The organism is Alphaproteobacteria bacterium (genome assembly GCA_019635875.1).
Taxonomy (GTDB): Bacteria; Pseudomonadota; Alphaproteobacteria; order Reyranellales; family Reyranellaceae; genus JAFAZJ01.
Window position 1 is genome coordinate 26,440 of the sequence record JAHBYP010000009.1, and the last position, 22,388, is coordinate 48,827.

The following is a 22,388-nucleotide window of genomic DNA, read 5'->3' on the forward strand; positions in this document are numbered from 1 at the left end:
GACCTCCAGACGGGTCCGGCGCCCCGCCCTTACGCGACTACGCTACTGACGGCCGCCGGGCCGCCGCGCCCCCCGCAACGCTACTGACCCAAAAGAACCTTCCCGCCCGTCGTGCTGGCCCTCGACGTGTCGCCGCCGGGCCCGGTCAGGATGGTCGAGCTGTAGCCCTGAGCACCGATCGCCTTGCGCTTGGCCGATGCGCGCGCCTGCTGCACGCCGGGATCGACGTCGGTAGGCGGGTCCGGCGGCGGAGCGGGAACCGGCGGTACGGCCGGCGCTTTCGGGAAGAAGCACATGGCGGCAAAATACCGCCCGGCCGCGCAACGGCCTATTTTCCCACCCAGCGTCGTAAGCCTATGAAATCGCTTTCGATTGGCTAGATGGCCGCCAGCGGGTCGTAGTCAACCTGCACGCGGCCGGGCTGGCCGATGTGGATTCCGGCATACGCGCCGTGCCTAGGCTGCACCGGATAGGCGAAAGTCAGCGCCAGCGCGTCGCCCATGTCGGGCGAGGCCAGCCCGCGCTTCTTCATGTCCTCTTTCTTCTCGAGCTGGATTTCATCGCGGCTGTTGAAGCCGTACTCCGGGCCAGTCAGATCGTCCGCCAACTCGGCGTCGTCTGGAATCGCGCCGTCCTTCAACCACTCGCGCGCGTTGCCCCACATCTCGGCGCGCTTGTTGGCGTACTTGGCCGTGACGTTGTTGACCCGCGTGCCATCGGAGGCGCCGCCGAACTCGACGCCCATCACGCCGTAGGTGTTCAGCTGGGCCAGGCGGTCGACCACGCCCGCCCCCATGCCCATGTCGATGAAGATCGCGTCGGCATGGTGCGTGCGCGCCGCCTCGGCGATGCGAGCCGCCACCTGCATCAGGTCGGGGATGCGCATGCGGATGGGCGGGATGGTGCGCGCGTCGCGGCCGCGGCGGAAGAAGATCACCGTGCGGTCATCGCCACCGCGCGCGATGTCGCAACCCATCACCAGCGCATCCGAGAGCATGGAGCGCGCCTCTTCCTTGCGCGCCTTCTCGACCCTGTCGGACGGGATGAACTGGCTGTCGCCGGCGCGCGGGAACTCGCCCTTGATGCGCTTGCGGGCGAAGTCGCTGTCCTCGCCGTAGTCGTCGATCCATTGCTGAATCTGCGCCTTGTTGGTGCCGGGCACGGTGCGACTGTCGATCTGCCGACAGGACCAGCGGGCGCGATACCTGCCGAAGCACTCACGGAAGCGGCCGGTGTTCTGCGTCGGGTTGCCGAACACCACCCAGATGATCTCGGTCTCGGCATCGGTGAGCGCGCCCTCGGAGACTTCCCAGATCGAGTCGTCGATCGACGAGGCCTCGTCGAACAGCAGCACGATGCGCTTGCGCAGATTGTGCAGGCCGGCGAAGGCCTCGGTGTTGTTCGCCGACCAGGTCATGCGATCGCCGCGCCAGGTCTTCGACCGGCCTTTCTCCCGGCTGGTGATCGCCGTCTCGGTGATCTCGAACAGCTCGCTGCCGATCATCATGTTGAACCACTTCACCACCTGCGGCCAGGTCTTGGTCCGGAGCTGCTGTTCGGTGTTGGCGGTGATCGCGGTGATCGCATCCTCGAAGGTCGCCAGCGCCCACAGCTTGATCCACGCCATCAGCGCCGACTTGCCGATGCCGTGGCCCGAGGCGACGGCGATGCGGATCACCTCCCAGACGTTGGCCGCGGCGTTGGCCTTCAGCCGGTCGCCGATCTCGCGCAGGACGTCGCGCTGCCACTCGCGCGGCCCCGCTTCGTGCTCGAGCGGCCCAGGCTCCCCCCAGGGGAAGGCGTACTCAACGAAGCCGAGCGGGTCGCGCGTGTAGCTGCCAAAGCGCTCGGTGACTTCGTCGGCCTCGGCTTCGGTCATTTCGTCGGCACCCTCTTCCGCGCGCGCGCCAGCCGATCGGCGATGCTGCCGCGCAGGTCGACCTCGCTGCGGTCGACGAACATGCCCATGGTCTTGCCGAGCCAGCCCCAGGCGCTCACGCGCGCGCCGTGGGTGGTGTTGTCGCCTTCGCGATTGGCTTCCTTCAGCAGGCCCACGATCACCATCTGCTGCGTCAGCTCGGTCTTTTCGGCGAGCTTGGCGCGGCCTTCGGCAACCGCCGCCTGAACCTTAATATTCGCCAATAGCTGCGCCGCGCCCTGACTCGCCGTCTTGGCGCTGTACCCCGCGCGAATCGCCGCCTGCGTGGCGTTCAGGTCGATCAGATACTCGGCGACGAACCGCTCTTGTTTCGGGGTCAGGGGCATCAGAACCGCCCCGCAGCCGTGACGGCCGCGAGATAGTCCCGCGCCGGGGATCGCTCCACCTCACCGGCGCGCGGCAGAATTCGGCCCATCGCGCCCCGCTTGAACCGAGGCCTGGACCAACTCGTCCAGCGCCACCGATCGCCGACCATCACGCCCATCAGGCGCACCTTGAAGCCGCCGCGCGCGTTCGAGCCCCATATCACCAACTCGTCGGCGTCTTGCAGCATCCTGATCGCGAGCCTGACCGTGTCGATGTTCACTCCCACGGCCTGCGCCATGTCACCAAGCGTCGGGCACGGCTCACCGGCCGCGCGTGCGATCAGGTGGCGCACCTCGTCGAGCACCGCGCTGGCCGGGACTGCGGGCGGGCGGCCGCGGGGGAGCATCAGGCGGCGTCCTTGCGCCGATCGGGACGCGGCCCCCAGTGGTCGCGCCACTTCCACGCCTCGTCCCAAGTGCCGCGCTCGGCGTAGAGCCGCTCGAGCATCGCGCGCAACGGGCCATCGTCCGCCGATCCGTCGCCCGAGGCGTCCGGCAGCGGCGTGGTGTTGCGAGCCTTTGCTGCCGCGACGGCCTCCGCGAACCAGCCGAAGCCGCGCGGTGGTTTGGATTTGGCCTGCAATTTCAGGCACTCGCCGTCGATCGCCGGCAGCACGTCGCGCTCCAGATCGGCGCCCTCGGCAAGCCAGGCATCGATCTGCCCGAGGCTGGCCGTGAGCGAGGGATAGGCGCGCAAGTCGTTGCCGATGCTGGGGAAATGCTTCTCGACCAGCGCCAGACATCGGCCGCGCGGATCTCGGCGCAGGAACGCCGGCATGGGTCCGGGATCGCCGCTGGGCGAGGGCGGCGGAGGCGGGTCGGCGACCGAGCTCGGTTGCGCGGGTTCGGGACTCCCCCTCTGCCCTTGAGGTTCTGGCTTCTGGCCTCTGGCCTCTGGCATATGGGCTTTATGGGGGGGGTTAACCCCATTGCCGCCTTTTGGGTTATCCGGCGGCTTATCGTTGCCCTTAAGAGTGGGGTTGCCGCCACGGCCTCCGTTCTCGGCGTCCTTCTCGGCCTTGGCCTTATCCCTGACCATGCGACGGCTGAAGATCACGCCCTTGTCCGTCACGCTATAGACGCCGGCCAGCTTCAGCTCATCCAGCAGCTTCTTCACCTCGCGCTCGCTGCCCCCCAGGAGCGATGCGAGCTGGGCCGTCGTCGGCACGGTGCCCTTGACCACCAAGTGGCCGAACGGCTCGGCTTCCTGCATCAGGCTCAGCAAGTCGATCCATAAGCCGCGCGCCGCGAACCCGCACATGCGCAGCGCAGGGTCCGCGCGCCAGTCCGCGCCATACCACTTGATCCAGGGCTTTCGTGCTGCGCTCACATCAGCCCTCCATCGTGGAACTGCGTTCGCACGCCATCCCAGCGGCAATGCGCGGTGAAAGGCGCCTCGCCGTCGCGCTGCTTGGCGACGATGATCTCGGCCTTGCCGCGGGCGTTCTCGAGCCGGGACAGATGCTCCATCTCGTCGGCGACGGTCGGCGGCTTGCCGCCCCTGCCGGCCGGCTTCGACCGGGCGAGGTAGTATTCCTCGCGGTAGACGAACAGCACGGCGTTGGCGTCCTGCTCGATCGAGCCCGACTCGCGCAGATCGCCCAGGTCGGGCCGCTTGTCGTCGCGCACGTTGACGCCGCGGTTGATCTGGCTGAGCACGATCAGGGCAATGCCGAGTTCCTGCGCCAGCCCCTTGAGCGCGCGGGTCATCTGGCCCAGCTCCTCGGCGCGCGTGCCGGCGCGGCGCAGGCCATCGTCGGGCTGCATGAGCTGCAGGTAATCGACGATCGCCAGGCCGATGCCGTGCTGGCGCTTGAGCCGGCGCAGGCGGGAGCGGATCTGAGCCACCGACAGGCCCGGCGTGTCGTCGAGCCACATCGGGCGCCCCTTGAGTGCCCGGGCGGCGCCGTCGATCCGGTTGTACTCGCCCTGACTGATATCGCCATCCTTGATGCGCGTGCTGCTGATGCCGCTGTGGCGCGCCAGCCGGCGGGTTGCCCACTGACCGCTCGACATCTCCATGGCGAAGATGCCGACGCCGACGCCGCGCAGCTCGTTCGCCTCGGCGATGTTGTCGGCCAGGGCCGACTTGCCCGAGCTGGTGGCGCCGGCGATGTAGACCACGTCGCCCGGCTCGATCCTGAGCTTGGCGTCGAGCTCGCGCAGGCCGGTGACGATGCGCCTGGACTGGCGCTCCCGGTCCGGCAGGTCCCTGTCCCGCATCGCCGCGTCGGCGGCCAGCAGGGCGCCTTCCGTGCTGTCCTGCGCCCCCACGACGCGATCGGTGGCATGGCCCGACGTGTCGATCCCCGCCAGCATCGACTCGGCCTCGGCTACCAGCTCGCGCGCCGGCCGGTCGCCCGGCTCGTGCGCCGCGGCAATGATGGCGTTGCCGATGTCGCACAGCTGCCGGCGATGATGGAGGCTCACCAGCCGCTGGCCGTAGTCGGCCGCGTCGAGCGTGTGGATCGCCGCCATCGCCAGCTTGGCGAGATAGCCGACCGGAGTAATGCCGGTGCCCTTGAAGTCGCCTTCGGCCAGCATGCCGGCCACCATGTTGGGCGTGGCGACCACCTTGCGGTCGACCAGGCCGCGACAGGCGGCGAAGATCATGCCGTGCAACGGGTCGGCGAAGTGGTCGGGACGCAGGAAGTCGAGCGCGTGCATGGCGCCGTTGTCGACCAGGATCACGCCGAGCACGGCCTGTTCCATGGCGAAATCGTGCGGGGCCTCGCGATCCCCCGCCGCGTTGAGCCAGGCGACGTTGCTCATGCTGCCGCCTTGGCCGGCGCGAACCGGTCTGTTTCGAGCCCCCACACGGTCCATCCCGGCCTTTGCTGTCGGGCGAACAGCTCGAGGTAGGGGCCGGCGGCGTACTCGACGGCACGACGGTAGAACTCGTCCGGCTTGCGGCTGTGCTCGCGCACCGGGGCAAGGATGACCTCGCGCACCGACTTGCTGAGCCGCTTGGCGTTGCCGCGCCTGCCCAGCACCACGAACTCGGCGTTCTTGCGCGTCGTCAGGCCCAGCCCGACGTGCAGGTCACTTTCCAGCAGCCGCACGACCGAGAACTGGCGCGCGTCGATGGTCTTGCGCAGCTTGATCCAGGTGAAGGCGACCGAGGATGGCTTGAAGCCCCACGCCTTCATGATCGGCAGATGCTTGCCCTCGACGAACAGCGGGCCGGTGATCCAGAGCATCAGGTGCGCGTCGTCGGCGGCCAGATTACGCACCGGCAAAGCGGCAATGTCGTCTACGCCCATCACGCGGTAGTGCTTCTCGGCATCGCGCCGGCTCGTCCAGTTGGACATCTGCAGGGCGGTGCGCGCGCGGAAGTGCCACGGCGGATCGGCCGCGATCAGCCCGAAGTGCCGGCGCGGCAGGCCGGTGAACGGGTCGCCCGTCACGCCGCCCTCCCCAGCCCGCGATCCCAGCCGGGGGCGCGGCCGTGCGCGTGCAGGACGTGCGAGAGGATGCCGATGGCGTCACCCTCGTGATCGGTGCGCACGAGGATCCCGAGCTGCCGGCAGCGCGCCATCACCTGGTGCTTGTCGGCACGGCCCGAGCCGGTGAACGACTTCTTCCACGTCGGCACGGCGACTTCCTCGCAATCGACGCCGGCGTGCGCCGCGCCCATTTCGGCGATCGACACCAGCCCGATCAGCAGACGCACGGTCAGCCACATGGTCTGCAGGTTCTGGCCGCGCGGCGGGATCGGCGACTCGAAGGCGATCAGCGTCGGCTTGTGGAGCTCGATCGCCTCGCCCAGCCACAGGTCGAACGCGGCGAACCGCCCGCCGAAATCCTCGGGATCGGCCGGCCGCGGCAGCTTGTGCGTGCCGAAGATCGGCGCCGCGGCGGGGCCGCCCACCGCGAAGCCGACAGAGGTGCTTATGTCGAGCGCCAGGGCCTTCATGCGTGCCCGGCGACGCCTTCCGCCGTCTGCACGGCGCCGGCACCCTTGGCGTTCTGCTCGCCGACCCAGCCCTCGCGCCACAGCGCGTGCGCCTTGGCGTCGCCGTCGTAGGGATTGTCCGAAATCTCGACGCCATCGTGATAGGCCCGCGCGCCCTCGGCGCTGTACTCGGCCTCGACCTTGGCCTTGGCCGGGTCGCCGCCGTTCTTGTACTTGCGCGCGCCGGGCGCGTTCTCGGCCACCCAGCGGTTCCAGCCGCCGGTCCAGCGCGCGTGCTCCTCGGTGCCCGCCTGGTGCGGGTTGTTGCTCGCCGGCTCGCCGTTCTTGCCGGCGTGGTAGCCCGCCGCATCGGCGTCCATGACGTCGACGGTCTCGACGTCGGCGAACAGGTTCCATTGCGTGCCCAGCGGCGCGTTGAGCATCTTCAGCACGCGGCCGACGTTGCGGTAGTGCGAGACGACCTCGCCGGCCTCCTGCTTCTTCAGGCCCAGCGCCTCCATGATCGCCGCGACCGGCGCGCCGGCCTTCTTGGCCGCCTTCTTGATGGCCGCGAACTCGCCGCGCACGCTGGCCGTCTCGCGCAGCTTTTCCTCGAGCCGCAGATGCGCGCCCTGGATCTGGTCGATGTGATGCTGCAACGTCGCCTCGTCGAACTCGGCCGGCGGCGTCTTCGAGTTGTGCCCCTTGCCGCCGCGCGTCGGCGTGTCGACCTTCTCGGCGTCGGCGAGGCGATCCATCGCGGTCTTGGTCTTCGATCTGCGGGCCATGTCGGCTCCTTCGTGAGAGAGGGCGTCGATGCCGTCGACGCGGCGGACTCAACGCAATGTCGGGGCGGTCACTTCCTCCGCTTCCTCGGCAGCACCGTGATCACATGCCCGCCCGGCGCGACCACGGCGATGAGCGCGGTCTTGCCCACCAGCACGGCATGGCGCTGCGAACTGTCCGGCTGCGTCGAGAGGTGCAGCGACTTGCCGGCCGCGACGTCGGCGGTGATGCGGTCGAGGTCGGCGCCGGTCAGCTCGAGCCCGTAGCGCTGGCGGGCGCGGGTGATGGCGTGGGGTTCGGGCATCAGGCGACGCGCGACAGGCGCGCGGCGTTACCCTGCATCCGATCGAGCTCGCGGGCGATCTCGTCGAGCAGCGCGTTTGCCAAACCGACGAAATCGGCCGGTGTCGGCGCCTGTGCCGACCCGACGTCTTTGCCGGGGCTGGCGCCGCACAAACGATCCAGCGACATGGTCATCGCGCCGTTGTGCTGCTGCATCATCGACGCGGTCATGCGCAGGCGGTCGACGATAACCTCGGCCTGGCTCTTGTCGCGGGCCTCTGTGGCGCCTTCGCCAAAGCTGCGAGTTGAGAGAGCTTGCATTGTCGTCTCCTTCGTTGAAGTCAAACAGCAGCAGCCACCGCCACGACGATCATCGCGACGATGGCGATGCAGGCGTACAGCACGGCGCCGGCGATCAGCGAGCGGCGGTCGTTGATGAAGGCCGGTGCGTCGCGGCACGGCGTGATGCCGCCGCCGGCGAGCATGTTGCGGGCGAACGGCGAGCCCTTGGCCGTGCGTGCGGGCGTCATGCGGCTTCCTTCCCCATCAAGAGCAGCTGCACGCGCTCGGCCTCGCGCTCGTACTCGGCCGGGCTCATCCGCAGGGTCCGCAGGTTGTCGAGCGTTTCACGGATCACGGAGCGAAGGTCGATCCGCTCGGCAATCGTGAGGCTGCCGGCCTTGCAAAGCCTGTCGTGCCAAGCGGTTAGCTTTTCGGTGATGTCGGGCTGGCGTCGCTCGGTCATGGCGCCGGTCCGTTAAAACGCTCGGTGACGTACCGCCCATCGCGCAGGAACCGGCGCAGGTGCGTGACCTTGCCGGTGACGAGATTCGTCTGCGTCGGGCCGATCCATTCCCGCTCCTGCAGCTCGGCCGCGCGCTGCGGCGAGACCTCGACGCGGGGAGCGGGGATGTGTTCGATGATCTCGGCCATCTCGGCGCGCACCGCTTCCTCGGCGAGCCGCTTCTGCTTCCGGCGTCGCTGCCAGGCGGCCAATGCACTATCGCCGGACTGCTTCCAGCCGCTGTTGGCGAGCTGCCCAGGCGCGGCGAAGATCGTCTTGCAGCGCGCGAGCTGCTTCGGGCCGTTGCGGTTGCGCTTCGGGGGCGAGGCGAGCGCCGCCGGATCGAACTGCTCGACCCCGCTGCGGCGCATGCGGTCGCGCTCGCGGGCTTTGGTGTGATCGATCATCCGGCCCATCACATCATCTCCCTCTTGTCGCCCCAGCCCCACGGCGGCTCGGTCGCGGCACGCGGCCCCTGTTCCGCCGCCTCCATCTCGGCGATACCCGCCTCGACTCGATCCAGCGCAGCGATGGCGTCGCGCATGTCAGCGGCAAGCCGCAGCGGCAGGCCGGGCCGACGCAGCAGGGCACGCAGCGCATCGGCGGTGGTGTCAGCGGGGCGCATGTCAGGCGGCCTCGTGGTTGGGCGCGCGCTTGCCCGAGCCGCTACCGGGCGGCAAGGTCAGGCCGAAGCGCAGGGAGGCGACAATGGCGAAGGTGGTTCGGCTCACGCCGCAGATGGCGCGGGAGCTATTCGGCGACACGCTGATGGCGCCGCCAGTGAAGACGGTCGACATCATGCAGGGCGAGCCTCCGGGCGGTCTGACGATTGGTCTGCGACTGACAGATGGGTCGTACCTCCAGCTACCGTTTCCACCCGAATCGCTGGGCCTCGTCCGTCAGATGCTCGGAGCGTGTAGCGCTCTACTTCGCACCCCAGACGACGCAACGAAGCAATGAGCAGGTCGATCAGGTCCATCCGCAGTCGCTCGCGAAGGCCGACCGACCGCAGCCGCGCGAACATGCCCGGGCCGACCAGGCCGCGCGTCGAGACCCGATCCGCCCCGGGCCGCGACCGCCCGTTGAACCGCGCCACGTCGATGCCGATGATGTTGCGGTCGTTCATGCGGCGTCCTGGGCGGGGGTTGGGGTGATGCCGGGGCGGCGAGGCCTCGGCTTGGCGAGCATCGTCGCGGCCCGCCGCATGAACTCACGACCATCGACCTGTTGCCGAACGGACCCCAAATGATCGAGGGCCACGCGAGCATCGGGCGAGATCGCCACCGGCGGCGGGGAGGGCGATTGCCGATCGGTCGATTCGCCCGGGAACTGCATGCGCGGAGACATCAGGCGGCGTCCCGATCAGCCGACTGGTCGATGCCGTAGAAGTCGGCGGCCGTGACGGCGCCGTTCGCCATGGCGATGATCGCGCGGCCCTCGTCCGGCGCTGGCTGGCGCTGGCCGAGCACCACGCGGCGAACGGTCCAGAAGCTGATCGGTCGGTCCAGGCGCTCGCGGAGCTTCTTCGTCAGCCAGGTCACCGACCGATCGTCGCCATCCAGCCAAGCCTTGAGCTTTTCGCGCTGCACAACATTCGGGGTGGCTGTCATTTCTTCCGGCCTATTAGGAGGGTGGCTTGACAATGTGCCGATCTCGCACAATTGTCAACTGCCTTGCAGGTCGCCCATGTGCAACATTCGGCAAAGACGCCCTGTGCGCCATTCGCACATATCGCGCGGATGGGAAACCGTCTTCGAAGGATCAGGGAGTCACAGGGTCGAACGCTGGAGGATGTTGCCAGCGAGGCCGGGCTGTATCACGGCACGCTCAGCCGGCTCGAGCGCGGCGGGATCCTCAAGGACTATCAGATGACCGCGCTCGCCAGGGCGCTCGGCGTGCCGACGTCGGACATTCCCGAAACCGAGATGGTGCCCGCGATCAACTACATCGGCGCCGGCGCCGAGTTCTATCCGATCGACGACTATGCCAAAGGTCAGGGCCTTGGCGAAATCGAGTGTCCGCGCGGCCTAAACCCAGCAACCACCGTCGCCGCCATCGTGAAGGGCGCATCAATGGAGCCGATGGTCTTCGACGGCTGGTATGTCTTCTACAGCCGCGAGCCCGAGCAGGATGTCTATGGCGTGGTCGGAAAGCTCTGCGTCGTGAAGCTGGCCGACGGCAGGATGATGCTCAAGCAGGTGCGGCGAGGCCCGACGCCCGGCCGATTTAATCTCATCTCGATCAACGCCGGCCTGATCGAAGACGTAGAGCTAGAATGGGCGTCACCCGTGAAGCACATGCAGGCGCCAGAGTAGACGGCGGATATCAGCCGCGAGCCCTCATGGCGGCCTGGTTGGCTTTCAGCAGCGCACGAAGCGCATGCGCGTACTCAGCGCGTTCGTTGACCAAGTCCCAGAGATCCTTGGGCATCGGGCGCTTCGTCTTCATGTTGTAGTCGATGTGATAGTCTCGCATTTCGCGCAGATACTCGATGTGCTCGGTCGCGTAGTCGTCCAGGCTGGCTTCGTCAATCAGACGGTCCCTCCAGCGGCCCTCAGGCTCAACCTCAGGATCGAAGTTGCCCGACCTAATAATCTCTTGCGCCTCTTCGGCCGCGAGTAAGCCAACCGACATCACGCCAAGCTGATAGGTCGCCTCATCCGGCGCCCCGGCCAGTGGCAGGCTGGAACGCCGCGGCCTCGCCTCGCCGAAAAGGTGTCGCAGCCAACGCACGCCATCACCCGAACGTAAACACGAAGGGCCGGCCACCGATGTTGCCCTGCCCGGTCCCGCGCGTGCCGGTCGACACAAACTCAAATGGCCCGCTGCGACCGTCAGCGCAGACGAAGGTGCCCGCGCCTTGGCGCCGGTTCACGTAGACGAAATCCCCGGAGCACTGCGCACCCTTCGAGGAGTAGATCGTCAGAGTGCCGCCGCCGTCCATGTAACCCGTGGCCTTGCCCGTGAAGGTCTCGTCCGAGTCGGACATGCGGCCACGAACGTCGAGCGTCATCGAACAGGCGGACAACGCCGCCGCGCACGCGGTGATTGCCAAGAGGCGCCCCAACTTCCCCTCCCCGGTTGAGATTCCGGCTGATCATGCGCGGGACAAAGCCAGAACCTCAGAGCGTATTCGGCACATGACCCGGCGGACGCTGAGCGGCTTCTACGCAGAAATGTGCCAAACACGCACATTTTGCGATTGACTTGAATGTGCCGATCCTGCACATTTCCACCCGTGCCGGCGCTGGTGCCGGTTCGTGGGGACAGGGGCGGCGGTGCGGGCGAACAGCCGGCCGCCGATCCCGGTCAGAGGAGCGGGCGATGACCGAAGCGGAGCGGATCGAGCTGATGGACAAGGCGGCCCGCGCGGTCGGCCACATCGGCAACGGCCATTACCTGCTCGCCGAGTGCCTGCTGTCCGACGTGATGGCGAAGCTCGCGCCAGCCGGTGCGGCCCAGGTCGCCGCCCAGCGCGCCAAGCTGTTCGGGGAGAAGCGCGATGCCGCGTGACATCGCCGCCCTCCCCGTCGCCACCAAGCCGAGCCCCGACACGCTGGCCCAGGCACGCGAGCGGCGCGCCGAGCTGTTCGGCCGCGATCTGCCAGACGGCGATCGTGAGCCCGGCCTGCTCGCCAACCTCGCGACGATGCGGCGGCGCGGCATGCATCCGTTCGAGCGCGCGACGCTGCCGATGCTGCGGCGGACGCTCGCGGCGGTGAACCGGCAGGCGTTCAAGGTGCTGCCGTGACCCGCGAATCCTGGATCGTCTCGTGGCTCGACGCGGCCGCCGCCAAGGACGAAGACCGCGACCTTGCCGACTTCGCCTGCGAGCGCACGGCCCTCAATCGCGGTCACGCCGAGAGCGTCGGGCGCAAGCTGCTGAAGCAGGGGAAGGTCTGCGGCAGTTCGGTCGAGATCAAGCGCGTCCGCTACTTCCGCGACGAAGATGGTGTGCCGGATGAGACCATCCTCGAATCGCACGAGGTCCGGCTGTGACCCGCGACGAGGAATGGGCGCTGATGCTGGCGTGGGTGGCGAGCGATGACGAGGCGCCCGTGCGCGACGACGGGGCGACGCTGTTGGATTGGACGACGTGATGCTGTTCCCGCGCCAGAGTGAGCTCGATCAGCTCGCACGCCACATCTACCAGTCCGGCGTCAACAGCGGCCAGGACCAGGCCGCGCTTGTCGCGACGAACTTCGCCGGGACGTTCGGCTACAGCCGCGAAGACCTTCTGCATCGCGCGCGCGAGATCGCCCGCGATGAACGGCATCAGCCGGTCGACAACGCGAGGATCGCGCGGTGGTGAAGGTGGCCCCATGACCCGCGCCCCATCCGAAGCCGAGCGCAGTGCGCTGGCCCGCGAGCGCGCGGCGGCGCTGGCGCGGGTGATGCGCAGGCGCGAGTCCGAGGCCGACTGGCGGCTCCTGCAGGACAACCCGCCGCCGAAGAAGGACGCGCCCCATGCCTGACGCGCTCACCCTCGGCGCGGGCATCCATCCGCATATCGCGGAGAGTGCCTATCACGCCGACCCCTGCCCCGAGCCTTCGCTCAGTGCGAGTATCGCCAAGATGCTCGTCAGCCAGTCGCCGCTTCATGCCTGGACGGCGCATCCCCGCCTCAATCCCGCGTGGCAGTCGGACGAGTCATCGAAGGCTCAGGACATCGGCAGCGCGGCGCATGCGCTCTTGCTCGGCGTCGGGCGCGGCATGGAGGTTATCAAGTTCAAGGACTACCGGAGTAATGCCGCCAAGGACGCGCGCGATGCGGCACGCGAGGCCGGCAAGGTGCCCGTCCTTGAGGACGATGCCGGCGACGTGCGCGCCATGGTCCTGTCGGCCCGCCAGCAGCTCGCCGCGCATGAAGTCGGCGACGTGTTCGACGGTTGTATGGCCGAGCAAACGATGGTCTGGCGCGACGATGATACGTGGTGCCGCGCCCGGATCGACTGCCTGCCCGCCGACTTCACGGGCGAGGGCCGCGTGCGCCTGGTGGACTACAAGACCAGCAGCGGCAGCGCCGAGCCGGACGCCTTCACGTCGCGCCTGTACGGGATGGACGGCGACATTCAGGCGGCGTTCTACGAGCGCGGCATCCTGAAACTCTACCCGGCGGTGCGCGAGGTCGAGTTCCTGTTCATCGCTCAGGAGACCAAGCCGCCCTATGGCTTGTCCGTCGTGGCGCTCAGCAACAAGGCGCTGGATCAGGCGCGGGAGCGCGTCGAGGAAGCGTTCAAGGTTTGGCGGACGTGCATAAAGGCGGATCGCTGGCCGGGCTACGTGCCACGCATCTGCCGCGTCGATCCGCCCGGCTGGCAGGGCAAGCAGCACGAGGAGCGGAAGATCCTCGGCACCACACCAAGCGGCCTGCTGAAAGTCGCCATGGACTGGCAGGCACCCCACAGGAGGACGGCATGACGTTCAAGTTCGACCAGGCGCAGCGCAGCGACACGAAGGCGCTCATCGGCCTTTACGGCCAGTCCGGCAGCGGCAAGACCTACAGCGCGCTCATGCTCGGGCGCGGCCTTGTCGGGGCGACTGGCAAGCTGGCGATGATCGACACGGAAAGCGGGCGCGGCGCGCTGTACGCCGACGTGATCCCCGGCGGCTATCTCCGCGCCGACCTCGGCGCCCCGTTCACGCCGCAGCGCTACATCGCCGCCATCGAGGACGCTGAGAAGGCTGGCATCGAGTGTCTGGTGATCGACAGCATGTCGCACGAGTGGGAGGGCGTCGGCGGCGTGATCGAGATGGCCGGCGCCATCGAGCAGCGCACCGGCAAGCCCGGACTGCATTGCTGGAAAGAACCCAAGGGCGCGCATCTCAAGATGCTGCTCAAGCTGCTGGGCACCAACATGCACGTCATCTGCTGCCTGCGTGCCAAGCGCAAGTCGCGGCAGGTCACGAACGAGAAGGGCAAGCAGGTCATCGTCAAGGACGAGTTCGCATCACCGAAGCAGGATGGCGACTTCATTTTCGAGATGACGGTTCACGCCGAGATCCTGCCGGACCACACGATGCGCGTGACCAAGATCAGCCATCCCGAACTGGCGAGCGTTATCCGCAGCGGTGAGCGCATCACCGTCGAGACGGGCGCGAAGCTGGCGGCCTGGGCCAAGGGCGGTGCTGTCTCGACGCCGCCCGTAACCACCCCGCCGCAGCAACAGCAGCCGCCCGCGTCCGACTTCCCCGGCGACAGGCCGAGTTGGCAGCCGCCGGCATCGCTCAAGGTCGCGCTGGCCGCCATCGCCAACATGGAGCCGTTGGAAGCGCGCGTCTGGCAGACCAACGCGACGGCTTGGCTCGCGACGATCCCGCCGAAGGCCGCCGACAGCATCACGGCAGCGCTTGCCGAGCGCATCGGCCCCGACGAGCCGCCGCCCGCCGACGATGACGAGCGGTGGGCAGCATGACCGCCCGCGCGAAGCGGCCGAGGCCGAAGGCGGTGGAGGTCGAGACTGGCTTCCGTGGCGCATACCGCTTGGATAGCGCACTCCCGTGCCCGTTCTGTGGCGAGCCTCCGATCCTTGTGCCTTGGCACGGCGGCGGACCTCGGAAGCGGAACCTCATGTGCTGGAATGACGCGTGCGGCGTTGAGCCAAGCGTCTGCGGCAGCACGGAAGCTGTCGCCATCGCCATGTGGAACAAGCGCACCGCGGCGCCGGCCGCAGCGAGGGGGAAGTGATGGGATATCGAGACTATCGCGTGACGGTCCAGTACACGTTCGCTCGCAAGAAGGGTGGCGTGTCGCTCGGTCTGACCGTGAAGGCCGAGGACGAAGAAGACGCCATAGACAAGGCCATTGCCGAGCATGTCGCGCCGTACAAGGCTCGACGGTTCCATGCAGCCAAGGCGGAGCGCGCACGATGACCCCCGCCGCGCGTGCCGAGCGGGAGGCACGCACGCCTTCGCGCGCGCCTTCCTCGCAGCCACCCTTCGCGCGCACCAGGAGGACCAATGCTGACGGATGACAGGCTGCGGGCCATCGTGGCTGACGGCGAACGAGTGGCCCAAGAGTCTCGATTTGAATCGGACCAACGCTACTACGCTGACGTAGCCGCCGCTCTCCGCATGGTGCTGGCGGTGCGGGAGTTGTGCACGGCGTGGGAACAGATCGCCAGTAGCAACACAGCAGCCACCGACTACCTTCTCGGCATGCGCCACCAGATGAAGGATTGCGCCCTCCAAGCGCGCGCCATCGTCGGCGGCGCGGGAGGCGAGGCATGACGCTTGCCGAGAGAATGGGCGGTCATCGGTTCAAGGTCGGCCAGCGTGTGCGTTTTAGCGAGTACGCGCGCGGCCGATTCATTCTGCCGAAGTCGCGCGAGAACGCGATCGGCACCGTCACCAAAGTTGACGAGTTCGGCTGCCCAACCGTCCGATGGGACCACCGCAAGACTGCGTCCGGCTACAATTGGGCCTTCATTGAGCCGATCCGCAAGACGGAGCCTCGGGCATGAGCGGGCGCGACGAGCTGGCGGCGGTTGCACGGAACGCGATCATGGATCACGTCGGCGGGAGTCCGACTGACTTCGGCATCCTCGACGCAGACCCCGTCCTGTCGGATGCGGAGTATGAGACGCTCGGCAATCTCGTCGCCGAAGCGGCCCTCACCCACCTCCAGTCCGACGCCGTGATCGAGCGCATGGCTAGGGGGATACACGAACACTGGCGGCGGTCCCTCCCCGGCGATGACTGGGATGCCATGAAGAACGACCACCGGGCTGTGTGGCGCGACAAGGCCCGCGCCGCCGTCGCAGTGCTCGGGAGGGGCCATGGTTGACCGGCCGCAGCGCATCCAGCGCAAGCGCACCAAGGGCTGGAAGATGCCGCCGAACACGGTCGTTGTCGATCGGTCGAGCGGCTTCGGCAATCCGTTCTCGATTACCAAAGGAACGTCTACGCACATGGGCGTGACGACGGAGACGTGGTGTATCGGCACTTGGAGCGGCCCCGGCATGTGGTTCCGTGACACTCCCGCCGAGGCTCGGGAACTGGCGGTGTCGGCGTATCGGGCGTGGATCAATCACCCGGCGCAAAGCAACCTACGAGACAAGGCGCGCCTCGCGCTCGCCGGAAAGAATCTGGCGTGCTGGTGCAAGCCGGGCGACGCCTGCCACGCCGACGTTCTGCTGGAGCTGGCGAACGGGCCAGCGCTCGGGAGGGCGGATGGCTGAGGCCCCCTCCTATCCCCCGCGCGGCCTGTCTCGCGAGGAGGCGGCGCGCTACATCGGCGTGGGCGCGACCAAGTTTGACGAGATGGTGCGCGACCGCCGCATGCCGAGGCCGAAGCGGATCGACGGCCGGGTGGTATGGGATCGCATCGCCCTGGACGCCGCGTTCTCCGATCTGCCGGATGACGGGAAGCGGGAAAATCAGTTCGACGTGGCCTTGAACATCCGGCGGCCGGCGGCGTAGCGTTGCGGCCGATGACGCCCCGCCCCTACCTCAGCAGCTTTCGCGACCGGCACGGCACGACGCGCTGGCGCTTCAGGCGCGGCAGTCGATCAGTCTACCTTCCCGGCCAGCCCGGAGAACACGCCTTCGAGGCCGCCTATTGCGCCGCCCTTGAGGGCCGCGCGCCGACGCGCGCCGAAGTCCGTAGGCACCCGGCCGCGACCGTAGCTCGCTCACTTAAGGCGGCGTGGCGGATCGTGACAACGCAGACCGCCGAGTGGCGCGCGCTCAAGGCGTCATCCCGAGCGCAGCAGACCGCCGTTGCCGAACGCTTCCTGACCTCGACAGGCCCCAACTCGACACTTCCCTATGGCGACATGCTGGTTGCCGAACTACAGCGCCGCCACGTCAAGGCGATCCTTGCCAGCATGGCCGACACGCCGCACGCTGCCGAACACGTCTTGCGCCTCTTGCGGCGCCTCATCGGCGTGGCGCTCGACGAGGAATGGACTGAGACAGATCCGACGCACAGGCTACGCTATCGCCCGCAGCTTGAAGGCTGGCGCGCCTGGACGACGGAAGAGCGCGAGCAGTACGAGGCGCACTGGCCGGTCGGCTCAACGCCTCGCCTCGCCTACGCGCTCGCCCTTTGCACTGGACAGCGCCGATCCGATGTAGCGGCCCTGCGTTGGGCGAACTTGCGCGACGGCGGGATCGTACTGACACAGATCAAGACCGGCCGCGCCTTGTGGCTGCCGATCCTGCCGGCGCTGGCCGAAGCCCTCGCGGCCGCGCCTCGCGAAGGGGCGACAATTCTTGTCACCCGCTACGGCCAGCCGTTCTCCACAAAGGCGCTGGGCATGCGGATGCAGGGCTGGACCGAGGCCGCTGGCCTGCCGTCTGGCTGCACGTTCCATGGGCTGCGTAAGACGCTGGGCAAGCTCCTGGCCGAGGGCGGCGCGACCACGCGGCAACTGATGGACATTCTCGGCCACACGAACATGCAACACGCCGAGCTGTATTCCCGCGAAGCAGAACAGCGGCGCCTTGCGGCGGCCGGTATGCGCGTGCTGACGAAGCCTCGACTGGTGAAGGGCTAACCGGGTGTCTACCCGTGGCGTCTACCCCGCCACGAACATCTTGGTCCACAACGGTGCTGGCGTCCCCAACGGGATTCGAACCCGTGTTACCAACGTGAAAGGCTGGTGTCCTAGGCCTCTAGACGATGGGGACGTCGCGGCGCGCCGGATGTGTAACGGTTCGCGCGGGGAAATCAAGCCGCCCGGCTGCCCTCACGATGCGACATTGCGGTCCCACCAGTCCCGGGTGCGGTACCAGGCGCCGACCATGGGCAGGAACCAGGGATTGCCGCTGTAGAGCGGCACGGTGGGGAAATCCTGCCCGTCGAAGGCGTTGACCGGAGCATTGGAGCCGCCGGCGATCTTTCGTGCCGTCTGGAAGCCCAGATACGACATCATCGCCACGCCGGAGCCGTTGCAGGCCATCAGGTAGTGCATGCCCTGCTCCATGCCCATGTGCGGCAGGAAGTCGAAGGCGAAGGCGACGTTGCCGGTCCAGGCATGCGTGACCTTGGTGCCCCTGAGCTGCGGCCAGCGGTCGAGCATGTAGCCGTGCAGCACCGGTGCGCTGACCTCCGGCGAGACCTGGGTGAAGCGCGCGCGGCCGCCGAAGATCACCCGCTTGTTGTCCGGCGACTGGCGGTAGTAGCAGAGCACGCGCTTGGTATCGCTGATCACCCGGTTCTTCGGGATCAGGCTCTGGACCAGGTCCTCGGGCAGCTCCTCGGTGGCGATGATGTGGCTGGCCACCGGCACCAGGCGGCGCTTGAGCGTCGGTGTCAGATCCGTCGTGTAGCCGTTGGTGGCGATCACCACCTCCTTCGCCTCGATCGGGCCCTTGCTGGTGAGCACGGTGAAGCCGCCGGTCTTGCGTTCGATCTTCTCGGCGTCGCATTGCGCGCAGAGCCTCGCCCCGGCGCGGTGCGCCGCCTTCAGCAGGCCGCCATAGTACAGCGCCGGGTGCAGCTGGCCGGTGCGCTCCACCACCATGCCGCCGTGGTAGTAGTCCGAGGCGATCTCCTCGCGCTGGCGCTCGCGCGGCACCATGTAGGTACCCAGTCCCCCGCTCTCGTTGTAGGTGCCGGTCTTGGCCGCCTGCTCGTCGTAGTGCCGCCTGGTATAGGCGCCACTGAACCGACCGCTCATGCGCCAGTGGCACTCGATGCCCTCGCGCTCGATCACGGTCTGGACCTGCGCCAGCGAATCCGCGGCGTCGGCCAGCATGCGGGCCATGACGTTCTTCCACGCCTCGGGATCGCTCTTCACGCCCTTGCCCGAGAAGCCCTTGCCCAGGGTCGTGCCGCCGCTGACGCCGCCGCCGTTGCGCGTCGAGGCGCCGATGCCGAAATCGCCGCGCTCCAGCACGGTGACGTCGATGCCCGAACGCGCCAGCTCCAGCGCCGTCGACAGCCCGCCATAGCCGGCGCCGACCACCAGCACGTCGGTCTTCTTCGGCGGGTCCTGCGACAGCTCGTTGGAGGGGTGCCACCATTCCCACCACCAGGGCATCGCCTTGAAGTCCTTGTGGAAGACGCTGTCGGCCATGCTTCCCTCCCCGTTCGGCGACACAGTCGCGCGCAGCGGCACTGGATTCAAGCTAGGCTGCCGCACATGGCCGCCGATCCTGTCATCGCTCGCCTGATGAAACTGGCCGCCAAGGCCGGGCTCGCCGAGGTCGAGGAGAGCATCTGGTATCGCACGCCGTCGCTGAAGGTGGCCGGCAAGTCGATGATGCGCGTCAAGGACGACGATACCCTCGTCTTCCGCTGTTCGCTGGAAGACAAGGAAATGCTGATGGCGGCGGCACCCAGGGTCTATTTCGAGACCGACCACTACAAGGGCTGGCCGGCCGTGCTGGTGCGGCTGTCGAGAGCCAGCGACAAGGATCTGACCGCCAGCCTGATCCGCGCCTGGCGGTTGATGGCGCCCAAACGCCTGATGGGCCGCCGCCGATAGCAATTCGGCCGGTGCGATCCCATATCCGGCGCAACGAGGAGAGCGTGACATGGCCCGGGGCGATCCGCGCGACTGGATGTGGTCTGAGGCGTTGCAGATGCTGGCGCGGGCCGAGGGCCTGCATCGCGAGGTCTTCCGCCCGCGCCCAAGCCCGCGCGAGGCCACCTGGGAACCCCCCGTCGACGTGCTGGAGACCGACGACGCCGTGCTGATCCTGCTCGCCCTGCCCGGCGTCGATCCGGCACAGGTCAAGGTGGTGATCGAGGGCGGCATCCTGGTCGTCACTGGCGAGCGCGTGCTGCCCGATGAGCTGCGGCGCGCCGTGATCCACCGGCTGGAGCTGCCGCGAGGGCATTTCGAACGACGCCTCGAGCTGCCGGCCGGCCGCTACGACTCGGCACGCAATTTCGCCGCCAATGGCTGCCTGGTAGTGCATCTGGGCAAGGCGGGTATGCGCGGAGGTGCGCCATGACCCCCGACGACGTCAACCCGAACGCCACCCGGACGGCGGCGAAGCCGCTGCCGGCCGACGCCATGATCGTGCTGCCGGTGCGCGACGTCGTGCTGTTCCCGGAGATCGTCATGCCGATCGCCGTCGGCCGGCCCGCCTCGATCGCGGCCGTGCAGCAGGCCGCGCGCGAGCAGCGCCAGATCGTCGTCGTGCTGCAGCGCGACGCCGAGGCGACCGAGCCCAGGGCCGGCGACCTGCACGGCACCGGCACGCTGGCCAACATCCTGCGCTACATCAAGGCGCCCGACGGCACGCATCACATCGTCTGCCAGGGCGCGCAGCGCTTCCGCATCACCGAGTATCTTGACGGCTACCCCTTCCCCGTTGCGCGCGGCCTGCACATTGCCGAGCCTTCCGGCGAAGGATCGGATGTCGAGGCGCGCTTCCTGGTGCTGCGGCAGCAGGTCAACGAGGTCTTCGAGCTCCTGCCGCAGGTTCCCGCCGAGCTGCGCCAGACCGTCGAGGCGACCGAGCAGCCCGGCGCGCTGGCCGATCTCGCCGCGACCTATCTCGACGCCAAGCTCGAGGAGAAGCAGGAGGTTCTCGAGACCAGCGAGCTGATCCCGCGTCTCGACAAGGTCTCCTCCCTGCTCGGCAAGCGCCTGGAGGTGCTGCGTCTGTCCAACGAGATCGGCCGGCAGACCAAGCAGACCCTCGATGCGCGCCAGCGCGAGATCCTGCTGCGCGAGCAGATGGCCGCCATCCAGCGCGAGCTGGGCGAGGACGAGTCCGGCAAGCAGGAGATCGCCGCGCTCGAGAAGGCGATCGCCGAGTCGAAGATGCCCGAGGAGGTCGAGAAGCAGGCGCGCAAGGAGCTGCGCCGCCTGCAGCGCACGCCCGATGCCTCGGCCGAGCACGGCATGATCCGCACCTATCTCGACACGCTGCTCGAGCTGCCGTGGGCGCCGCCCGAAGCGCGGCCGATCGACATCGCCGAGGCGCGCCGCATCCTCGACGCCGATCATTTCGGCCTGGAGAAGATCAAGCAGCGCATCGTCGAGTACCTCGCGGTGCGCAAGCTGGCGCCCGAAGGCAAGGCGCCGATCCTGTGCTTCGTCGGCCCGCCCGGCGTCGGCAAGACGTCGCTGGGCCAGTCGATCGCCCGCGCCATGGGGCGCAAGTTCGCGCGCGTGAGCCTGGGCGGCGTGCACGACGAGGCCGAGATCCGCGGCCATCGCCGCACCTATATCGGCGCTATGCCCGGCACCATCGTTCAGGCGATCCGCAAGGCCGGCTCGCGCGACTGCGTGATGATGCTCGACGAGATCGACAAGATGGGCCGCGGCATCCAGGGCGATCCGTCCTCGGCCATGCTCGAGGTGCTCGACCCCGAGCAGAACGGCACCTTCCGCGACAACTATCTCGACGTACCGTTCGATCTCAGCCGCGTCGTCTTCATCGCCACCGCCAACATGCTGGAGACCATCCCCGGCCCGCTGCGCGACCGCATGGAGATCATCGCGCTGTCGGGCTACACGTCGGGCGAGAAGTTCGAGATCGCCAAGCGCTATCTCGTGGGCCGCCAGCTCCAGGCCAACGGGCTGAAGCCGGAACAGGCCGAGATCGACGACGAGGCGATCCGGCACATCATCGACGCCTATACGCGCGAGGCCGGCGTGCGCAGCCTCGAACGCGAGATCGGCCGCGCGCTGCGCAACGTCGCCGTGCGCATCGCCGACGGATCGGAAACACATGTGCGCGTCACCGTCGACGCCCTGGAGAAGATCCTCGGGCCGATCCGTTTCGAGAACGAGGTGGCGCTGCGCACCAGCGTGCCCGGCGTCGCCACCGGCCTGGCCTGGACTCCGGTGGGCGGCGACATCCTCTTCATCGAGGCGACGCGCACGCCCGGCGGCGGCAAGCTGATCCTCACCGGCCAGCTCGGCGAGGTGATGCGTGAGAGCGCGCAGGCCGCGCTCAGCCTGGTGAAGAACCAGGCGCAGTCGCTGCGTATCGATTCCGCCCAGTTCGAGAAGAGCGACATCCACGTCCACGTGCCGGCCGGCGCCACGCCGAAGGACGGCCCGAGCGCCGGCGTGGCGATGTTCATGGCGCTCGCCTCGCTGCTGACCGGCCGCGCCATCCGCAGCGACACGGCGATGACCGGCGAGATCAGCCTGCGCGGCCTCGTGCTGCCGGTCGGCGGCATCAAGGAGAAGGTCGTGGCCGCGCACGCCGCCGGCGTGAAGCGCGTGATGCTGCCGGCGCGCAACCGGCGCGATTTCGACGACATCCCGGAGGAAGTGCGCACTGCGCTTGAGTTTACCTGGCTCGAACGCGTCGACGATGCGGTCGCCGCCGCACTTCAATCAGCAACAGTCGAACGCGCGGTGGCCGATTGATCTTGCCTTCCCCCTCAGGGGCAGGGCAATCGCATATGGCCTTCAAAGG

The 22,388-nt window shown here is 68.1% G+C and carries 39 protein-coding genes and 1 tRNA gene; 19 read left to right on the forward strand and 21 right to left on the reverse strand.

The genetic code is table 11. The annotated features are described in order from the left end of the window. Positions 1-376 precede the first annotated feature (376 nt). The 17 genes from KF889_25455 to KF889_25535 all read right to left on the reverse strand — a co-directional run bounded on the left by KF889_25455 (position 377) and on the right by KF889_25535 (position 9,661). A complete protein-coding gene (locus KF889_25455; GenBank protein ID MBX3502806.1) occupies positions 377-1,879 on the reverse strand; it encodes a terminase in 1,503 nt (500 codons plus the stop codon). Continuing rightward, positions 1,876-2,265 (reverse strand): terminase small subunit, encoded by a 390-nt coding sequence (locus KF889_25460; protein MBX3502807.1) that lies wholly within the window; start codon positions 2,263-2,265, stop codon positions 1,876-1,878. Before KF889_25460 ends, KF889_25455 begins: the two co-directional genes overlap by 4 nt. Continuing rightward, the gene (locus KF889_25465; GenBank protein ID MBX3502808.1) at positions 2,265-2,651 is read right to left on the reverse strand and encodes a GntR family transcriptional regulator; all 387 of its coding nucleotides are present in this window, start codon (positions 2,649-2,651) and stop codon (positions 2,265-2,267) included. The genes KF889_25460 and KF889_25465 overlap by 1 nt, the downstream gene beginning before the upstream one ends. After that, positions 2,651-3,634, reverse strand: a complete 984-nt coding sequence (locus tag KF889_25470) for a hypothetical protein (GenBank protein MBX3502809.1) — start codon at positions 3,632-3,634, stop codon at positions 2,651-2,653. Before KF889_25470 ends, KF889_25465 begins: the two co-directional genes overlap by 1 nt. Further along, positions 3,631-5,076 (reverse strand): replicative DNA helicase, encoded by a 1,446-nt coding sequence (locus KF889_25475; protein MBX3502810.1) that lies wholly within the window; start codon positions 5,074-5,076, stop codon positions 3,631-3,633. Before KF889_25475 ends, KF889_25470 begins: the two co-directional genes overlap by 4 nt. Next, positions 5,073-5,711 carry an adenine methyltransferase gene (locus tag KF889_25480; GenBank protein ID MBX3502811.1) on the reverse strand — a complete coding sequence of 213 codons (639 nt, stop codon included), beginning with the start codon at positions 5,709-5,711 and terminating at the stop codon, positions 5,073-5,075. The genes KF889_25475 and KF889_25480 overlap by 4 nt, the downstream gene beginning before the upstream one ends. Beyond that, entirely contained in the window at positions 5,708-6,220 is a 513-nt protein-coding gene (locus KF889_25485) for a hypothetical protein (protein ID MBX3502812.1), read from the reverse strand. The genes KF889_25480 and KF889_25485 overlap by 4 nt, the downstream gene beginning before the upstream one ends. Further along, on the reverse strand, positions 6,217-6,987 hold the full coding sequence (locus KF889_25490) for a hypothetical protein (GenBank protein ID MBX3502813.1): 771 nt from the start codon (positions 6,985-6,987) through the stop codon (positions 6,217-6,219). Before KF889_25490 ends, KF889_25485 begins: the two co-directional genes overlap by 4 nt. Positions 6,988-7,055: 68 nt before the next feature. Then, positions 7,056-7,289 (reverse strand): hypothetical protein, encoded by a 234-nt coding sequence (locus tag KF889_25495; protein MBX3502814.1) that lies wholly within the window; start codon positions 7,287-7,289, stop codon positions 7,056-7,058. Next, positions 7,289-7,588, reverse strand: coding sequence for a hypothetical protein (locus KF889_25500; GenBank protein MBX3502815.1), 300 nt, complete (start codon positions 7,586-7,588; stop codon positions 7,289-7,291). The genes KF889_25495 and KF889_25500 overlap by 1 nt, the downstream gene beginning before the upstream one ends. 20 nt (positions 7,589-7,608) lie before the next feature. Next, positions 7,609-7,797 carry a hypothetical protein gene (locus tag KF889_25505; protein ID MBX3502816.1) on the reverse strand — a complete coding sequence of 63 codons (189 nt, stop codon included), beginning with the start codon at positions 7,795-7,797 and terminating at the stop codon, positions 7,609-7,611. Further along, on the reverse strand, positions 7,794-8,012 hold the full coding sequence (locus KF889_25510) for a hypothetical protein (GenBank protein MBX3502817.1): 219 nt from the start codon (positions 8,010-8,012) through the stop codon (positions 7,794-7,796). Before KF889_25510 ends, KF889_25505 begins: the two co-directional genes overlap by 4 nt. Next, entirely contained in the window at positions 8,009-8,467 is a 459-nt protein-coding gene (locus KF889_25515) for a hypothetical protein (protein MBX3502818.1), read from the reverse strand. Before KF889_25515 ends, KF889_25510 begins: the two co-directional genes overlap by 4 nt. Further along, entirely contained in the window at positions 8,467-8,676 is a 210-nt protein-coding gene (locus KF889_25520; protein MBX3502819.1) for a hypothetical protein, read from the reverse strand. Before KF889_25520 ends, KF889_25515 begins: the two co-directional genes overlap by 1 nt. 1 nt (position 8,677) lies before the next feature. Further along, positions 8,678-8,851, reverse strand: coding sequence for a hypothetical protein (locus tag KF889_25525; GenBank protein ID MBX3502820.1), 174 nt, complete (start codon positions 8,849-8,851; stop codon positions 8,678-8,680). Beyond that, positions 8,848-9,177 carry a hypothetical protein gene (locus KF889_25530; GenBank protein ID MBX3502821.1) on the reverse strand — a complete coding sequence of 110 codons (330 nt, stop codon included), beginning with the start codon at positions 9,175-9,177 and terminating at the stop codon, positions 8,848-8,850. The genes KF889_25525 and KF889_25530 overlap by 4 nt, the downstream gene beginning before the upstream one ends. Before the next feature lie 220 nt (positions 9,178-9,397). Next, complete coding sequence (locus KF889_25535) at positions 9,398-9,661, reverse strand: hypothetical protein (protein ID MBX3502822.1); 264 nt, start codon at positions 9,659-9,661, stop codon at positions 9,398-9,400. 63 nt (positions 9,662-9,724) lie between these two features. Between KF889_25535 and KF889_25540 the strand changes: the two genes are divergently transcribed. Continuing rightward, a complete protein-coding gene (locus KF889_25540; GenBank protein MBX3502823.1) occupies positions 9,725-10,366 on the forward strand; it encodes a helix-turn-helix transcriptional regulator in 642 nt (213 codons plus the stop codon). A gap of 10 nt (positions 10,367-10,376) precedes the next feature. On the opposite strand, the gene KF889_25545 is transcribed toward KF889_25540, so the two are convergent. Together KF889_25545 and KF889_25550 are read right to left on the reverse strand one after the other, a co-directional pair. Beyond that, a complete protein-coding gene (locus KF889_25545) occupies positions 10,377-10,784 on the reverse strand; it encodes a hypothetical protein (GenBank protein MBX3502824.1) in 408 nt (135 codons plus the stop codon). A gap of 4 nt (positions 10,785-10,788) precedes the next feature. Beyond that, a complete protein-coding gene (locus KF889_25550) occupies positions 10,789-11,106 on the reverse strand; it encodes a hypothetical protein (GenBank protein MBX3502825.1) in 318 nt (105 codons plus the stop codon). A gap of 269 nt (positions 11,107-11,375) precedes the next feature. Between KF889_25550 and KF889_25555 the strand changes: the two genes are divergently transcribed. From KF889_25555 to KF889_25625, 15 genes are all read left to right on the forward strand, one after another. After that, positions 11,376-11,564, forward strand: coding sequence for a hypothetical protein (locus KF889_25555; protein MBX3502826.1), 189 nt, complete (start codon positions 11,376-11,378; stop codon positions 11,562-11,564). Next, positions 11,554-11,802: a hypothetical protein gene (locus tag KF889_25560; GenBank protein MBX3502827.1), complete on the forward strand. Its 249-nt coding sequence runs from the start codon at positions 11,554-11,556 to the stop codon at positions 11,800-11,802. The genes KF889_25555 and KF889_25560 overlap by 11 nt, the downstream gene beginning before the upstream one ends. Continuing rightward, positions 11,799-12,050, forward strand: a complete 252-nt coding sequence (locus KF889_25565; protein MBX3502828.1) for a hypothetical protein — start codon at positions 11,799-11,801, stop codon at positions 12,048-12,050. The genes KF889_25560 and KF889_25565 overlap by 4 nt, the downstream gene beginning before the upstream one ends. A 97-nt stretch (positions 12,051-12,147) precedes the next feature. Next, on the forward strand, positions 12,148-12,363 hold the full coding sequence (locus KF889_25570; GenBank protein ID MBX3502829.1) for a hypothetical protein: 216 nt from the start codon (positions 12,148-12,150) through the stop codon (positions 12,361-12,363). A 10-nt stretch (positions 12,364-12,373) separates the two neighbouring features. Next, a complete protein-coding gene (locus KF889_25575) occupies positions 12,374-12,526 on the forward strand; it encodes a hypothetical protein (GenBank protein MBX3502830.1) in 153 nt (50 codons plus the stop codon). Beyond that, a complete protein-coding gene (locus KF889_25580; protein MBX3502831.1) occupies positions 12,519-13,472 on the forward strand; it encodes a PD-(D/E)XK nuclease-like domain-containing protein in 954 nt (317 codons plus the stop codon). Before KF889_25575 ends, KF889_25580 begins: the two co-directional genes overlap by 8 nt. After that, positions 13,469-14,467, forward strand: a complete 999-nt coding sequence (locus KF889_25585; GenBank protein ID MBX3502832.1) for an AAA family ATPase — start codon at positions 13,469-13,471, stop codon at positions 14,465-14,467. The genes KF889_25580 and KF889_25585 overlap by 4 nt, the downstream gene beginning before the upstream one ends. Continuing rightward, positions 14,464-14,739, forward strand: coding sequence for a Lar family restriction alleviation protein (locus KF889_25590; GenBank protein MBX3502833.1), 276 nt, complete (start codon positions 14,464-14,466; stop codon positions 14,737-14,739). Before KF889_25585 ends, KF889_25590 begins: the two co-directional genes overlap by 4 nt. Before the next feature lie 20 nt (positions 14,740-14,759). Next, complete coding sequence (locus tag KF889_25595; GenBank protein MBX3502834.1) at positions 14,760-14,924, forward strand: hypothetical protein; 165 nt, start codon at positions 14,760-14,762, stop codon at positions 14,922-14,924. An 87-nt stretch (positions 14,925-15,011) separates the two neighbouring features. Further along, on the forward strand, positions 15,012-15,281 hold the full coding sequence (locus KF889_25600) for a hypothetical protein (protein MBX3502835.1): 270 nt from the start codon (positions 15,012-15,014) through the stop codon (positions 15,279-15,281). Then, positions 15,278-15,514 carry a hypothetical protein gene (locus tag KF889_25605; GenBank protein MBX3502836.1) on the forward strand — a complete coding sequence of 79 codons (237 nt, stop codon included), beginning with the start codon at positions 15,278-15,280 and terminating at the stop codon, positions 15,512-15,514. Before KF889_25600 ends, KF889_25605 begins: the two co-directional genes overlap by 4 nt. Then, positions 15,511-15,837 carry a hypothetical protein gene (locus KF889_25610; GenBank protein ID MBX3502837.1) on the forward strand — a complete coding sequence of 109 codons (327 nt, stop codon included), beginning with the start codon at positions 15,511-15,513 and terminating at the stop codon, positions 15,835-15,837. The genes KF889_25605 and KF889_25610 overlap by 4 nt, the downstream gene beginning before the upstream one ends. After that, positions 15,830-16,231 carry a DUF4326 domain-containing protein gene (locus KF889_25615; GenBank protein ID MBX3502838.1) on the forward strand — a complete coding sequence of 134 codons (402 nt, stop codon included), beginning with the start codon at positions 15,830-15,832 and terminating at the stop codon, positions 16,229-16,231. Before KF889_25610 ends, KF889_25615 begins: the two co-directional genes overlap by 8 nt. Continuing rightward, positions 16,224-16,472 carry a hypothetical protein gene (locus KF889_25620; protein MBX3502839.1) on the forward strand — a complete coding sequence of 83 codons (249 nt, stop codon included), beginning with the start codon at positions 16,224-16,226 and terminating at the stop codon, positions 16,470-16,472. Before KF889_25615 ends, KF889_25620 begins: the two co-directional genes overlap by 8 nt. A gap of 11 nt (positions 16,473-16,483) precedes the next feature. Then, positions 16,484-17,551 (forward strand): tyrosine-type recombinase/integrase, encoded by a 1,068-nt coding sequence (locus tag KF889_25625; GenBank protein MBX3502840.1) that lies wholly within the window; start codon positions 16,484-16,486, stop codon positions 17,549-17,551. 57 nt (positions 17,552-17,608) lie between these two features. Here the strand turns inward: KF889_25625 and KF889_25630 are convergent. Beyond that, positions 17,609-17,684: transfer RNA gene (locus tag KF889_25630), tRNA-Glu, on the reverse strand. A gap of 59 nt (positions 17,685-17,743) precedes the next feature. Next, positions 17,744-19,075 (reverse strand): FAD-binding oxidoreductase, encoded by a 1,332-nt coding sequence (locus KF889_25635; GenBank protein ID MBX3502841.1) that lies wholly within the window; start codon positions 19,073-19,075, stop codon positions 17,744-17,746. Between the two features lie 66 nt (positions 19,076-19,141). On the opposite strand from KF889_25635, the gene KF889_25640 reads away from it, so the two are divergent. From KF889_25640 to lon, 3 genes are read left to right on the forward strand one after another with little or no spacing between them, the layout of a single operon-like run. Further along, positions 19,142-19,486, forward strand: coding sequence for an MmcQ/YjbR family DNA-binding protein (locus tag KF889_25640; GenBank protein MBX3502842.1), 345 nt, complete (start codon positions 19,142-19,144; stop codon positions 19,484-19,486). 49 nt (positions 19,487-19,535) lie between these two features. Further along, a complete protein-coding gene (locus KF889_25645) occupies positions 19,536-19,958 on the forward strand; it encodes an Hsp20/alpha crystallin family protein (GenBank protein MBX3502843.1) in 423 nt (140 codons plus the stop codon). Beyond that, a complete protein-coding gene (gene lon / locus KF889_25650; GenBank protein MBX3502844.1) occupies positions 19,955-22,339 on the forward strand; it encodes an endopeptidase La in 2,385 nt (794 codons plus the stop codon). Before KF889_25645 ends, lon begins: the two co-directional genes overlap by 4 nt. The last annotated feature ends 49 nt before the right edge of the window (positions 22,340-22,388 follow it).